Source organism: Oceanispirochaeta sp. M1, from assembly GCF_003346715.1.
Lineage (GTDB): Bacteria > Spirochaetota > Spirochaetia > DSM-2461 > DSM-2461 > Oceanispirochaeta.
In genome coordinates this window covers 208,138-222,773 of record NZ_QQPQ01000004.1, presented here as the reverse complement: position 1 = coordinate 222,773, position 14,636 = coordinate 208,138, and the positions used below count along the sequence as shown (strand labels likewise).

General features: G+C 37.7%; 13 protein-coding genes. All 13 read left to right on the top strand.

Annotated features, from left to right (window positions below; genetic code table 11):
- Positions 1 to 20 precede the first annotated feature (20 nt).
- The 13 genes from DV872_RS04235 to DV872_RS04175 are packed head-to-tail and all read left to right on the top strand — an operon-like array spanning position 21 to position 14,605.
- Entirely contained in the window at positions 21 to 1,583 is a 1,563-nt protein-coding gene (locus tag DV872_RS04235) for a glycosyltransferase (protein ID WP_114628598.1), read from the top strand.
- 4 nt (positions 1,584 to 1,587) lie between these two features.
- On the top strand, positions 1,588 to 3,828 hold the full coding sequence (locus DV872_RS04230) for a glycosyltransferase (RefSeq protein ID WP_114628597.1): 2,241 nt from the start codon (positions 1,588 to 1,590) through the stop codon (positions 3,826 to 3,828).
- A gap of 17 nt (positions 3,829 to 3,845) precedes the next feature.
- The gene (locus tag DV872_RS04225) at positions 3,846 to 4,841 is read left to right on the top strand and encodes an SIS domain-containing protein (RefSeq protein WP_199563425.1); all 996 of its coding nucleotides are present in this window, start codon (positions 3,846 to 3,848) and stop codon (positions 4,839 to 4,841) included.
- A 25-nt stretch (positions 4,842 to 4,866) separates the two neighbouring features.
- The gene (locus DV872_RS04220; protein ID WP_114628596.1) at positions 4,867 to 5,700 is read left to right on the top strand and encodes a 3-deoxy-manno-octulosonate cytidylyltransferase; all 834 of its coding nucleotides are present in this window, start codon (positions 4,867 to 4,869) and stop codon (positions 5,698 to 5,700) included.
- On the top strand, positions 5,700 to 6,338 hold the full coding sequence (locus DV872_RS04215; RefSeq protein WP_114628595.1) for a histidine phosphatase family protein: 639 nt from the start codon (positions 5,700 to 5,702) through the stop codon (positions 6,336 to 6,338). The genes DV872_RS04220 and DV872_RS04215 overlap by 1 nt, the downstream gene beginning before the upstream one ends.
- 34 nt (positions 6,339 to 6,372) lie before the next feature.
- A complete protein-coding gene (gene kdsA / locus DV872_RS04210) occupies positions 6,373 to 7,158 on the top strand; it encodes a 3-deoxy-8-phosphooctulonate synthase (protein WP_114628594.1) in 786 nt (261 codons plus the stop codon).
- Positions 7,159 to 7,183: 25 nt separating this feature from the next.
- Positions 7,184 to 7,876 (top strand): ABC transporter ATP-binding protein, encoded by a 693-nt coding sequence (locus DV872_RS04205; protein ID WP_114628593.1) that lies wholly within the window; start codon positions 7,184 to 7,186, stop codon positions 7,874 to 7,876.
- Complete coding sequence (locus DV872_RS04200) at positions 7,873 to 9,324, top strand: ABC transporter permease (RefSeq protein WP_114628592.1); 1,452 nt, start codon at positions 7,873 to 7,875, stop codon at positions 9,322 to 9,324. The genes DV872_RS04205 and DV872_RS04200 overlap by 4 nt, the downstream gene beginning before the upstream one ends.
- A gap of 1 nt (position 9,325) precedes the next feature.
- On the top strand, positions 9,326 to 10,615 hold the full coding sequence (locus DV872_RS04195; protein ID WP_114628591.1) for an FtsX-like permease family protein: 1,290 nt from the start codon (positions 9,326 to 9,328) through the stop codon (positions 10,613 to 10,615).
- A gap of 34 nt (positions 10,616 to 10,649) precedes the next feature.
- A complete protein-coding gene (locus tag DV872_RS04190; protein WP_114628590.1) occupies positions 10,650 to 11,633 on the top strand; it encodes a hypothetical protein in 984 nt (327 codons plus the stop codon).
- Between the two features lie 18 nt (positions 11,634 to 11,651).
- A complete protein-coding gene (locus tag DV872_RS04185; RefSeq protein ID WP_114628589.1) occupies positions 11,652 to 12,389 on the top strand; it encodes an outer membrane lipoprotein-sorting protein in 738 nt (245 codons plus the stop codon).
- A gap of 9 nt (positions 12,390 to 12,398) precedes the next feature.
- Complete coding sequence (locus DV872_RS04180; RefSeq protein ID WP_114628588.1) at positions 12,399 to 13,190, top strand: hypothetical protein; 792 nt, start codon at positions 12,399 to 12,401, stop codon at positions 13,188 to 13,190.
- The gene (locus DV872_RS04175; RefSeq protein ID WP_114628587.1) at positions 13,187 to 14,605 is read left to right on the top strand and encodes a hypothetical protein; all 1,419 of its coding nucleotides are present in this window, start codon (positions 13,187 to 13,189) and stop codon (positions 14,603 to 14,605) included. Before DV872_RS04180 ends, DV872_RS04175 begins: the two co-directional genes overlap by 4 nt.
- Positions 14,606 to 14,636: the final 31 nt, after the last annotated feature.

The window sequence follows — 14,636 nt, the reverse complement described above, 5'->3', positions numbered from 1 at the left end:
GATAATATCAGGAGTTTTAGTTGAAAAATTATATACATTGTCATCAAGGTTTTGATTTAAATAAGGGTGGTACTGTTGGGTATTTATCTAGCTTGTTTTCAGGTATGCAAGAAATAGAAAATTGCAGAGGTGACAATGATCTTCTTCATTCATTTCTATTTCCAGATATATTGCCTAATGAAAAATTGTCTAATCAACTTATTAAAGATTTAAAATATAATTCACCATTTGAAGAAATATATGATTACTTACCTAATGATACAAGGCCATTAATAACAGCAAAAAAGGATTGGTTTCATTCAATCATTCCAACACAAGAATTACTTAAGATCAATTTTTCACGAATAAGCTCAATTCATATACATGGAGCTTATAATTTTCTACCGATATATAACACTTTACGTATGTGTGGAATTGAAAATGATGTTTTGAAAATTCTAACAACACACAATCCTATTAAACCTGAATTAGAAGATATTGAATTGATGAAAAAATTTAATGTTCATACTGATGAGCAGATAGAGGAAATAAGATATTTCTATAGGATGAGAGATTATTATGCTTTTAAGTATGCAGATGTAATTTTTGCACCAACAGAAGAAAGTCTCAGTGCATATTACGAAGTAGATCCTGAGTTTACTAAATTATTAAAAAATAAACCGATATATTATTCATTGACTGGAACAGAGAAGTTAAATGTTAATTTATCTAATGAATTATTAAGAGCAAAGTATCATATTCCTTTGACTGCTAAAATCTTTATTCATTTAGGAAGATTTGCTAATGTTAGAGGTTATGATGTATATGTTGATGCTGCAAAAAAGATTTTAGCAAAAGAAGAGAATATTTATTTTTTCGCAATTGGTGAAACTCAGAAAGTTCCATCTATAAATCATCCTCATTGGATAGAAGTTGGTTATACTAAGAATCCAGGTGATTATATAAATATGGCTAATGCCAGTATTATTGCAAGTAGGCAGAACTATTTTGATTTAAGTATGATTGAAAATCTTTCATTAGGTTGTCCATTGATATGTTCAGCGGTAGGAGGTTTAAATTACCTTAAAGGAAAAACATCAGGGGTCCTTTATTTTGAACCTGAAAATTCAGATGATTTAGCAAAACAGATTATTAAAATGTATAATACTAGTGATAATGATATTAAAAAAATGAAAATGGAGAATATTGATTTATATAGAAATAAAATGACATCCAAATGTTTTGCTGCTGGTTATATAAAAACTATTAATAAAATATATAAAGACTTTAACATCAGTGATACTGATAGAAAAATAATTCGTGTTCCCATTTCTATAGATCCAGTATTTATTGAAAAAAAACTAGATCAAGCTTCCATTCCTGCAAAACCATTATTTAATGAAACAAAATTAGATGAAACACAGAAAAAATATGATAACAGAAATATTCGTCTTGGAGACTTAGGTTTAATCGATTTAATTTCTAAATATATAGAAGTAACAGATTTTAAGAAATGGCATCCGATATTATGTAATTCGCCAATATACTACTTTGGTAGACTTCTCTATAGAATGAGAAAGAAAAGAATAAATATTAGGAAATAATTTTATGAATATTAATAGTAAAATTTCTGTAATTATTCCTGTATTTAATGTTGAAAAATATGTTGAAAATGCATTGAATTCATTATTTAATCAATCTTATGATAAATTAGAAATAATAATAATAAATGATGGATCTACTGATAATTCATTAAATATTATTAATGAAGTAACAGTAGGTTTTCCTAATTGTAACATTATTACAACAAAAAATAGTGGTTATGGAAAGGCCTGTAATGTTGGTTTAAAGATAGCTACAGGAGATTATATCTCCATTTTTGAACCTGATGATATCCTTTTTAATGATTTTTATATAAAGCTTATTAACATAGCTATTGAAACAAATGTTGATATTGTTAAATATAATGGTCTCTATACTTATGAATCTATATCATTAACAAATAGAGGTCATTATATCTCTTCGGAATATTGTGATCGTTTAATTCAAGCCCCGGATATTCTTCTTGATCTTTGGAAAAAACACCCAGCCGTATTTAATGGTATATATAAAAGAGAGTGGATTGAAAAAAACAATATTCGATTCGTTGAAACACCAAGTGCATCATATCAGGATGCTCAGTTTCTTATCTCGCAATACTATTCAGTTAATAGCATGTATATTATTGATGAAACTCAATATTATTACAGGCAGCATGAAAACCAATCCGTAGCAGATGCAGATAATAAAATTGTTGCAATTATTGCCGGATGGAATCTTCAAATGGATTGGATGATAGTTCAAGAGAATAAAGACACTAGCTTCTTTATATTCAGTTCATTCAGGCAAATGCTTACATTAGTAGAAAGAAGACTAAACAAAAATATAAATAAATTACTACTCATGCAGGGTTTCAAAATCCTTCGCAAAAGGATAAAAAAAGAAAAACTACAATATAATCTAAAATATTTCTCTAGGAGAGAATATAGAATTTATATGGTTCTTATTATGAACCCAATACTGTTTCTTCTATTGTTTCCAATTTTTAAAGCAAAAAGAATTGGCATTGAGCATTTAAGTAATAATTTTTCTAAAATTAGTAATAGAGTGAAATCGTTTACAATAAGACTTATCAAAAAAAAATTAGTTAATTTTATCAACGAGTATAAATCTCTTCGAAATCTCAGTTTTGAAACTCAATTTAAAAGGAATACTGAACAAATACTTACAATTAGTTATATTTGGGATGGTCTTATAAATAAATCAAAATATCCATTAATCAGACTTTCAGATATGAATTCATTTTCAGTATTTTTCAAATCTGGGCGACTAATATCAGTATTTTCAGATGAATTTGAAAGAAGGTTACAAAAAACGGATCTGCTTTTATTCTGGGGACTTTTCCGGGATAAAAAAGTTCTTAGTATGCTTGATGAAGCTGTAATGCGTAATATCCCCCATTTATTTCTGGAAGATGGTTTTATACGTTCAATAACGCCAACGCCAGATAAAAAATATCCATCTTGTTATAAGCAGAGTTTATCCCTTTCTGCTGATTTTAAAACAACCTCTTTTGATGTCACTCGTCCATCAATGCTTGAAGATTTGCTTAATTCTGAAAAATACTTATCTGAACAGGAAATACATAGAGCAAAATTCCTTATTGAAAAGATTATTAGTAATCATTTAACAAAATATAATCATCAACCAATTATTACTCCGGTAATTGGGCGTAATGAGAAAAAAAAGATTCTTGTTGTTGATCAGGCGTATAATGATTGGTCAATTATTAAGGGTGCAGCAAATGACAATACATTTAAGATTATGCTTAATATTGCAATTTTAGAGAATCCTGATTCAGATATTATCATAAAAGTTCATCCAGATATGATTGCAGATAATAGTCGTGGAGGCAGTAATACAACCGGTTATTATGGGAATATTCTGGCTAATGAGAGTCTTTTTATTTGCAGTGAGAATATTAATCCTATCTCTATGATTAATTACGTTGATAAAGTCTATGTGTGCTCATCACAAATGGGTTTTGAAGCTTTGATGTGTAACAAAGATGTAGTAATTTTCGGTGCTCCATTTTATGCAGGATGGGGTGTAGGGGATGTTCGAAATGATAGCCCACATCTTCAGAGAAGAATAAAGAAAAGATCAGTAGAAGAAATATTCTATTTTATGTATTTGGAATATACAAGATATATAAATCCTGAATTGATGCAAGAATGCCAATTAGAAGAATTCCTAGATATTATGATTAAAAACAGAAACGATTTTTTCATTAAATATAATATTTCATAGACCACTAAGGAGAATACATGAGTAGTATAACTAATCAAGAAAGTTTTATTAGTATAATGAACATAGATTTGCTAAATCCTGTTTTAAGTAATGTTCGTGACGTTTTTGATTCAGAAATAAATAGTTTAATACTTGTAAAGGATAGACTGGATAATAGTATTGTGAATGCAGTTAAATTAATCAGTACAAAAACAGGTAAAGTGATTATTACTGGTATTGGTAAATCAGGAAGAATAGGTGAGAAAATAGCCGCAACACTTTCCAGTGTCGGGAGTAAAAGTGTTTTCATTCATTCGACAGAAGCAATTCATGGTGATATGGGTATTGTTAGTTCTGAAGATATTGTTCTGGCTATATCATATTCAGGAGAAACAGATGAAGTTCTTAGAGTAGTTTCATATTTGAATAAAAAAGTTGATGTAATATCAATAACAGGAAATCCGGAATCAACATTAGCAAAAAAATCACAGATCCACCTGAATATAAATGTTGGAAAAGAAGCATGCCCCCTAAACCTTGCCCCGACAAGTTCTACTACAGCTACATTAGTTCTTGGAGACGCTTTAGCCATAGCACTTATGAAGGAAAGAAAATTCCAGGATATTGATTATGCAGAATTTCACCCAGGGGGGAGTCTAGGACGTAAACTATTATGTCATGTTGCAGATGAGATGTATAAAAAAAATCTGCCTACAGTTACAAATGGAATATCTGTTTTGGAAGCATTACCTGTAATGAGTTCAGGAAAGTTAGGGCTTGTTTTACTTTTAGACGAGAATAATCGAGTTGAAGGCATTTTTACTGATGGTGATTTAAGACGTTTAATTGAATCAGGTAATTCTTTCCTGGATAAGAAAATCAGAGAAGTCGTTACTAGTACTCCGCGAAGTGTTAAAGCTGATATGAAAATGATTGATGCTGAAGAACTAATGAAAAGGCACAAAATAACATCATTGATTGTAGAAGGGGACAATGGTTTAGAAGGTATATTGCAAATATATAATATTAACTAAAACCGCGAGAATATGAGGAAAAGTAATGAGTAATAAAGTTGCAATAATTATTCCAGCTAGGTATGCATCAACAAGATTACCAGGAAAACCATTGGTAAAAATATTGGGTAAAGAAATGCTTTTACATGTATGGGAAATAGCCAATAGTATCCAAATTAACAACGATTATGTTAAAGCATTTGTAGCTACAGATGATGAAAGAATTCGTGTCTTTTGTCTGCAAAATAGTATTAATTGTATAATGACTTCTGAAACTTGTAATACAGGTACAGAGCGTGTAGCTGAAGCTGTTGAAAAGATATCTCATAATGGATTTACTCCCGAATTTATCATTAATCTACAAGGTGATAATCCCTTATGTCCAACCTGGTTTCTTCAGGAATTGATAAATGAGTTTAACAGAAATGAATCAATTGAAATTGCTACAACGGTTGTAAATCTTACCTGGGAAGATCTGGATACTATGAGAGACAATAAGGTTTCAACTCCTTTTAGCGGTACCTGTGTTGTTTTTGATGCAAATAGAAATGCAATGTATTTTTCAAAAAACATAATTCCTGCAATTAGAAAAGAAGAAAACGTCAGATTAAAAAGTTCATACTCCCCAGTATATCGACAACCAGGTTTGTATGGTTACAGTCTTAAATCACTAAGGAAAATCAAGATTTTAACTGATGGTTTTTATGAAAAATATGAGGGTTTGGAACAGTTGAATTTCCTAGAAAATGGTTTGAAGATCAAATGTGTTGAAGTTGATTATAAAGATTTCAATAAACTAAATTCAATCAGTGGTATTGATAGTCCAGAAGATGTAGTTCGGGCAGAAAATATTTTGAAAGAATATAAAAAGATTTATTAATGGCTATAAAATTAATAGTCGTAAGGCATGGAAATACTTTTAGATCTGGTGATGTTATTACTCGAGTTGGTGCTGGAACCGATCTTCCTTTGGTCGAAAAAGAAAAAGGACGAAATATCGGGAAGTACTTAAAATATAATAATTTGATTCCGGATGCTGTATTTTCTGGACCATTAACACGACATATACAAACTGCAAAACTTGCAATGGATGAAATGTCTATTCAGGGAGAGCCAATACTTTTGAACTCTTTTAATGAGATTGATTATGGTCCAGATGAAAATAAACCAGAGGATGAAGTAATTAAGAGAGTCGGGGAGAATGCAATTACTGAATGGGATGAAAAAGGAATTGTTCCTGATGGCTGGCTGGTTGATCCTGATCAATTAAAAGAGTCTTGGATTAATTTTAGCCATTTTTTGGAAGAGCAGTACAATAACCAAACTGTTCTAATTGTTTCAAGTAATGGAATCATTCGTTTTGCACCTTTTTTAACCTCTGATTTTGAGTCTTTTGCATATGGAAATGGATTAAAAGTTTCCACAGGATGTCTATGCATCTTTCAAAAGGAACTTAATGATCACTTTTGGGATTGTAAAGTATGGAATCTAAATCCTAAGAAATTATTAAATATCTAAATAGCAACAATGAATAAACCTAAAGGGAGTAAAGATGAACTCATATGAATTATATAATGAATTGAAGAAAAATAGATTTATTATTTCAGGACCTTGTGTTATTGAAAATGAGACAATGATTATGAAGCTAGCTGAAATCATTAAAAGAATATCAATAGAGCATGGTTTTATATATGTTTTTAAGGCTTCTTTTGATAAAGCTAATAGAACTTCATTAGATAGTTTCCGAGGACCTGGTATTGATGAAGGTTTAAAAATCCTAGAGAAAGTAAAAAAAGAATTTGAATTACCTATTACGACAGATATTCATGAATCATCCCAAGCTGCAGTTGTATCTGATGTTGTTGATATTATACAAATCCCAGCATTTTTATGCAGACAGACTGATTTATTGGTAGCTGCAGCAAAAACCGATCGAATTGTTAACATAAAGAAGGCACAATTCCTTGACGGTAAAGATATGCTTTATCCAATTAATAAAGTGAAGGACAGTGGTAATGATAAAATTATGCTGACTGAACGTGGTTCTATTTTTGGTATGGGGAATCTAGTTGTTGACTTCAGACAACTTATAGATATGAAAGATTTTGGGTATCCAGTAATAATGGACGTAACTCATTCAACGCAAAAACCAGGAGGACTTGGTGGAAAAAGCGGTGGTGACTCTTCATATAGTCCTTATATGGCAAAGTTAGCAAATGCTATTGATGTAAATGGCTTTTTCTTTGAGGTACATGAAGATCCAACAAAGGCTCTCAGCGATGGTCCTAATATGATTACTCCATCACAACTAGAAAGTATTTTAGATAAAATTAAGTAATCAAAAATTAGGATAATCAAATATTATGATCAAACTTAATAACATAAGCCGTACCTATCCCATGGGGAGTGTAGAGGTACATGCCTTGAAGGGTGTGAACCTGCATGTTTTGCAGGGTGACTTTGTGGCCGTGGTGGGGCCCTCTGGGGCTGGTAAGACTACCATTATGAATATAATAGGTCTTATTGATGATCCCTCATCCGGTGAGCTTTGTATCGGAGGGGAGTCTGTTGCGGGTTTGAACGACAGGCAGAAAACAAGGCTTCGCCGGGAGAGTCTCGGCTTTATCTTTCAGTCCTTTAACCTCTTGCCCGTGCTCTCTGTTGAAGAGAACATCGAACTGCCTCTGATGCTGGGGGCCAAACCCCCTGCCAGGGTGGAACGGAGGGATCGGGTGTCGGAACTGGTGGCTCAGGTCGGGCTTAAAGAGTGGCGGCACCATAAACCCTCAGAACTTTCCGGTGGACAGAGACAGAGAGTTGCCATTGCCCGGGCCCTAATCACCAGGCCCAAGATTGTCATTGCCGATGAACCCACAGCCAACCTGGACTCAGGAACATCCGATGACATATTGGGTTTGATGAAAGAGATCAATACCGTTTATAGAACCACCTTTATCTTCTCCACCCATGATCCTGTTATTCGGAATATGGCTAATCATGTGGTGTACCTGAAAGACGGCCTTATTCAGAATGAAGAGAGATATACCGGGAAATGATCGAAACCATCGCTTTTCGTAACATCATCAGAAAAAAGAAGCACTCTATCATCATCTTCTCCCTCTTTGCCCTCTTGATTGCTTTGTTCTTTATGGGGAATTCCCTGATTGCAGAGTCTGGGAATGGATTAAAGAGAAGTTACAGGGATAACTTCACGGGTGACCTGGTCATAAGGGCTCCCGGGACCATGGATGTCAGCCTTTTTGGTGCCTTAACACCCTCTTTTGAAGAGTTTTACACAATGCCTGTCTTGCAGAATGTAGATGAAATTCTCTCTATTATCGATGAATCCTCTGAGATCACTCATAGGACAGGACTGACCTACGGGGCTGCCTTATTGGAGATGAATGGGCAACGCATGCCAACACCACTGTTTGGAGTGGAAGGGGAGAACTATTTTTCTCTTTTTCCGGACCTCAACATCCTTGAAGGGGAGAGTCTCAAGTCAGGGGAACACGGTGTGATGCTCCCCCTGGAGCTTTATGAGAGGATTTCAAGAGAGAGCGGAAAGAGTATTTCTATTGCTGATCCCGTACTCCTCAGCATAGGAGGAACCAGAGGCTTTAAGATAAGGGAAGTCCCCTTGAGGGGAGTATTCTCCTATGATACGAAAGACCCTCAGCTGGACCGGATTGTAATCTGTGACATGCAGACAATACAGGCTCTCAACTCCCTGGCCCTTAGCGAAAGCAATACCGAAGATATAGAAGAGGAGGAGATGGAGTATCTGGATGAGGATCTGGAATCTCTATTCTCGGAAGACCTCTTTGTGAATGAAGATCTCTTTGAAGCGGATGAAAAGGTTTCGGTGGGGAATGTTATCGGGATGAGGGATGAACTTGATAATAGCGATGCTGCATCGGGGGATTGGCATTTTATCCTGATGAGGCTGGAAGAAAGTGTGAGTTTAAAGAGCTTTTCCTCCAGCCTTGGACATTTACTGGAAGACGCCGGGCTGGACCTGGTGATCATGGACTGGAAAGAGGCTGCCGGATTGTCCGCCAGGATGGTATTTTTACTGCAGATCCTCTACAACGCCGGTTTTGCCCTTGTTCTCCTCGCCGGGGGAATCGCCATAGTCAATATTCTCCTGATCTCTGTTTTCGACAGATATTCAGAACTGGGAACACTCCGGGCCATGGGCGCCGAAAAAATATGGATTTCATCTCTTGTGTTGATGGAAAATTTATTTCTTGCCTGCACCGGAGGCCTCAGCGGAATAGGGATAGCCGTTCTCATAATCAACTGGATCAACAGCCTCAATATAGGTATCGATAATGTACTCGTACAGACACTCTTTGGTATGACAGAGCTTCACATCGGCTTTCATTTAAACTGGGCCCTGGGCTCCCTGCTGGTTTCTTTTATCCTGGGACTCCTGGCCTCGTGGATACCCGTAAGAAAGGTTTTATCCATAGCACCCACAGCAGCACAGGAGAAGCATTGATATGGCAGCTCATCATACCCTCACGCTCTCCATCTCCTACTTCAAAAAGCACCTGAACAGATATATTTTTCTGCTTATCTCACTGAGCATCGGGTTTGCAGTTATTACCATAATGTCTTCCCTCTCCATGGGAATGACAGACACACTACACAACTCCGCCCGGGGTCATTACGGAGGAGACCTTTTTATTATCTCCTATGACAAAGACCACGGTAATAAGATGCACATGTCTGAACCTGAGCTGGTGAAAGACCTGCTGGAAAATACAGGCCTGGAATATGATCTGCTGCAAAAGAGGATCAACTATTACAGAGAAGGCATACTCTACTTCAATGGAGAAGGGGTAGGTCAGAAAAATGTGTATGGTGTGGAATGGGAAGATGAGGATTTTTCTGCACTGGATATTGTAGAAGGCTCTACAGATGATCTGATTCTCGATCAAAGCATAATGATATCAGAAACCGTTGCCTCTGAATTGGGATGTAAGATCGGAGACAGTATCATATTGCAGGGCAATACTCTCAGCGGGCAGAAGAATACAGTAAGCCTTGTGTTAAGGGCGGTATTTCGGGATACAAGCATATTTGGATATTACAAAAGTTATGTACCCTTGAAAGAACTGGCCTCTCTTTTGAGATTTTCTGAAGGAGATATCTCTTCTTATGGAATTTATAAACAGGAAGGTAGTTTTTCTTCTGAGGATATAAAAAGGGTTCATACTGCCTTGTCAGATAACCTTGATACGGCCCCCCTGCTGGAGAACAAAGAAGATCTTACCCGTCAGTTGGACCGTACTCAATGGACAGGTGAAAGGTACTTCATTATCCCTTTGAGCCTATACATCTCCCAGGTGGACGATCTTCTGACCGCCATAGACCTTGTCAGCTATTTCTTATACATCATGGTGGCCCTGATTATCCTTGTCTCTGTGGCAGTAAGTTATCAGATGGTTATCAGGGAACGGCTCTCAGAAATTGGAACACTTCGTGCCATAGGGATGAACCGGACCACCATCATGACCATACTCGTCCTGGAAGCCCTCTGGCTTTTCGGGCTCTCTCTTTTAATGGGGGCTCTCTTATCTATACCAGGATTTGGCATTCTTTCATTAATCGACTATTCCGCACTTCCCGGGTTTGAACTGTTTCTTCAGAAAGGGCGTCTTGTTCCTCTCTTTACAATAAAATCTGTGGTTCTCAATATTCTATTATTGGGACTCATTCTCATACCCGCTGCTGTCATACCATCTTATCGGGCTTCCCGCTATCCCCTGATTGAGGCTCTTACATAGAGTGAACTCACAATTATTAATAAAGGTTAAAAACATGAAACACTTTTACATCGTACTGCTTATATTATTATCAAGCTGCAGCCTATTTGAGCAGACCAAATCTGGAGAGGTTCAATTCGAAAGCGGATCTGATAACCGCAAGAGTAGGGCAGTAGTAAACTATTCGACTTATGAAGTAGATGAGAGTATGAATTCCATCGTTGATGGGTATACGGCTTATGGTAATAAAATAGGAGCTTATACACCTACAGAATTTTCAATTTCATTAAATCTTTTCCATTTCGTGAAGGCCCATCTGGATAATATGACAATTCCTGAAAGGTCTACTTCTATGTATATGGCAGTGTCCTTAGCAGAAGGAATGACTTATGACAAACGTGATAAACCTGAATTATTCACAGCCAATTTCATTGATGATGTGTCCCTGTATCCGGATGAGGATTTTCAGGTTCAGGTCTACGATGGGATCAACATTAATTTTCAGCAGCAGAGGATCAATTATTCTCCTTCAATATCCCAGAATAAAACTTATATAAGTAAAAGCGAGAGTATGATCACGGTCCATATCCCCGGTTATGAAAATGTATGGCCGGATCAGAGTTATCAAAATAAGGAAGAACTCATCGAACAGTTTAAAAGCTGGTCGGAATTCACTTTTGATGATTCTTCGGTCTTTGATGTTATCGATGAAACAAGACAGTTTATAAATAATGCGGATGGGTCCCTCTCTTTCGGACTGGAGCATCTTCAGGGCAGTTATGGTCTGTTCTTTGATATGTACTCCGATACGATTCAACTGGCGGAGAATCCATTGGGAGAAAAGGATATTATTGTTATTCCTTTTGAAGGACTTCATATCAACAAAGATACATCAGCTGTGATCATTAAAGTTATTTGGGATCTGGATAATATTATTGAACTCTATGATAACAATACCCCAGAGCTCTTAAGCGATGACATTCTTGTGCTGGCATCGGATTACTGGAAACGTCTTTCCGTTGAAATTACTGAACATTAAAAAATACAGGGAGACTCTATGAAATCTGTTTACTCAATACTTTTTATGCTTTTTATAATGGTTCCCGGCCTCTGGGCCGAAGACTACCAGGTCATCCTGGAAAAGGTAGATGCCCTGGCCAGCTATATGGATACAGACTTTGCTGCCGAATATACAATTGTTGAAGATAAACCCGGTGAAGACCGGGAAAAGACAGTGGCCATTGTTTTCAGACGGGACGCCGATGAAAAGTATGTCATTGTTATAATGGAGCCCCAGGTGAGTAAGGGGCAGGGTTACCTTAAGGTTGAGGATGCCCTGTGGTTCTACGACCCCGAGAGCAGGCGATTCAACTTTTCAAGTTCTAAAGACCGATTTCAGAATACCAATGCCAGGAATTCTGACTTTACCCGTTCCACATTGGCCAATGACTACGATGTGACCGGGGCTGAGACAGTAAAACTGGGGCGTTATGACTGCTGGAAACTGCATCTTGAAGCCAACAACGATGGGGTGACCTATCCCATAATGGATGTATGGGTGGATGAGGACTATCTGGTCCGCAAGACAGAAGACTACGGACTCTCCGGGGAGCTCTTGCGAACCACCGCCTTTCCCAGCTACCAGATGGTAGAGGGACGCTACATTCCTCATAAATTTCTTCTACTGGAAACTCTGAGCCGGGAGAAAACACAAATCTCCATTAACAAGGTCTCCTTCCGGGATATTCCCAATACCACCTTTTCCAAGCAGTTTTTGGAACAGGTAAACCGCTAGGATAATTCTATGAAATTAAAACAATTGCCTGTACTCATAGGGCTGGTTCTTATACTGGGGTCATGTGAATTCCTTTCAAATCAGGATGATGTGTATGTCCCTGTGAGGATCTCGGAGATCGGATCGGCCTATTATCAGGATGAGATAGAAGTGATTAAGCTTCCCTATATTGAACTATACAATTACGGAAATGAGGCGGTGGATATCTCCATTCTGACCCTACGCTGCAGCTCTTCCATCATGGGCTCCAATGAGCTATTCGATGGAGAATTTGAGCTTCCCTCATACAGTCTTCAGCCCGGGGCTTATATGCTTTTAAGGGCAGGGGTAGAGGCTCACGAATTCAATTTTGATGATTATAAGAGCTACTATGATAAAGATCCTAAATATGTTCCGAATTATGATCCGGATGTCGGACTCAGGCTGGAAGAAGTTTTCAGCCCAGAGGAGATAGAGCGGAATGATGATGCTGTAAAGGGTATCTTCTATTTGAACAGGGTCGGGTACTTTCCCTATTGGACCAATCAGGGCTTTGCCGAACTTATCACCCAGGGACAGTCCGTAGATTTTATCCGCTGGGGATCTTCTTCCATCGCCTATCCCTCATCAGGAACCTTTGATGGGACCTCTCCAGGTTCCTACTTTGGAGAAATTACATTTAATATTGACCCAACACTCAGAATCAACCACATACGCAGTGTTGGACGCATAGATGAGAATACTGACACCGACAGCGGACTGGACTGGAAATCTTATTATCCGGCTACCCCCGGCGGACCCAATGATGGAGCTTCATCATGATGCGCAGACTTTGTTACTCCTTTCTTTTTCTCCTCTTTATGACGGCTCCTCTTTTTGCAGAGGAAGCTTCTGAAGATCTGATGGATGAAGACATGAACCTGGATGCTCTCTTTGAAGAGGAGTCGGAGTTTCAGGATATAAGTGAAGAAGAAACCAAAGAAGTTGCCCGGCAGGCCGTACCTCAGGAGCAGTCGGGAGTCTCCAGTACGGACAAGGAAATTGACCTTTTAAACGATGTTATCAAGAAGAGCAGTTATTCTCTTATTGGAAATTTCCGTTTTGTAGGGGGCTATTCATCGGGGTGGAACTACATGCCCTGGAACCCGGGGATCAACGACAGTTCTGGACTGGATTCTATGGCTTTGATGGATATGAAATCTTCCATCAGTCTGAACTTTCAGATAGGTCCGGAATTCCGGGTTCTGCAAAAATATTCTCTCTCCTTTCCCGAGCTGGAAACAGAGGTTACAGAGTTTTTCTGTGATTTCAATGTGAAAAATTCTCTCTATGTCCGTATGGGGAGGCAGACTGTCACCTGGGGAATCTCAAGGAATTTTCCCTTTACCAATCTCACTGCCCGTGTTCCCGATGATTTTGGTGACAGGACCAATGATCCCTATCTTGATGAGGCGGATTCCTATGCTCTTAAATTGAATCTTCCTCTGGGGATCGGGGGTATTGAGGGGCTTGTATTCACCAGAAATGGTTTTTTTGAAGACCCTCTCCAGCCCAGTGCCGATGAGATCGGCTATGGAGGCAATGTCAACCTTGCCACCAGGAATTTTGACCTTACCATGGGTACCTTCTACCATGCCCAGATGAATCTCCGTGGGTTTTACTCTTTCAGTTCAACACTGTTCAAGAACATTGAAATATATCAGGAAGGGCTTATTTCCTATGACATACAGGGAGATGATATTCAACCGGACAGGGAAAATCGTTTTACGGCTATAGACGCCTATTATCAGTATCCTGTGACACGGGATGACTATGACTATGAGTCTACTTTATCCGATGCCTGGGACTTCTCTCTGAACCTGGGCTTCTATATGGATTTCTTTGATAAAAAACTGAAGCTCTCGGGGGAATACTTTTACTGCGGTGAGGAAACAGAGCTGGATGTGAAAAATACGCAGTTTCCTCTGCTCTGGGGACATAACCTTGCTGGAATGGTCTCCTATAAAACAGGTAAAAATAAGCTGAACCTCTTTACTCAGCTTAAGTACAATCCAAGTGAGAATTCGGGACTGGTTATTCCGGGTATTACCTGGGATGCGGTTCCTTACCTGACCATCAATATGGCGACCCCCATCGTCTGGGGTTCTCTGGACGGAGGGTATAACCAACACAATCCAGACAGGAAGGACAGGCCCGTGAGTTTTATCATTACGGCTGTTCTTTCAGGGAAAATTTGAAAAAATATGTTGATAATAAATTGGAGAAAAT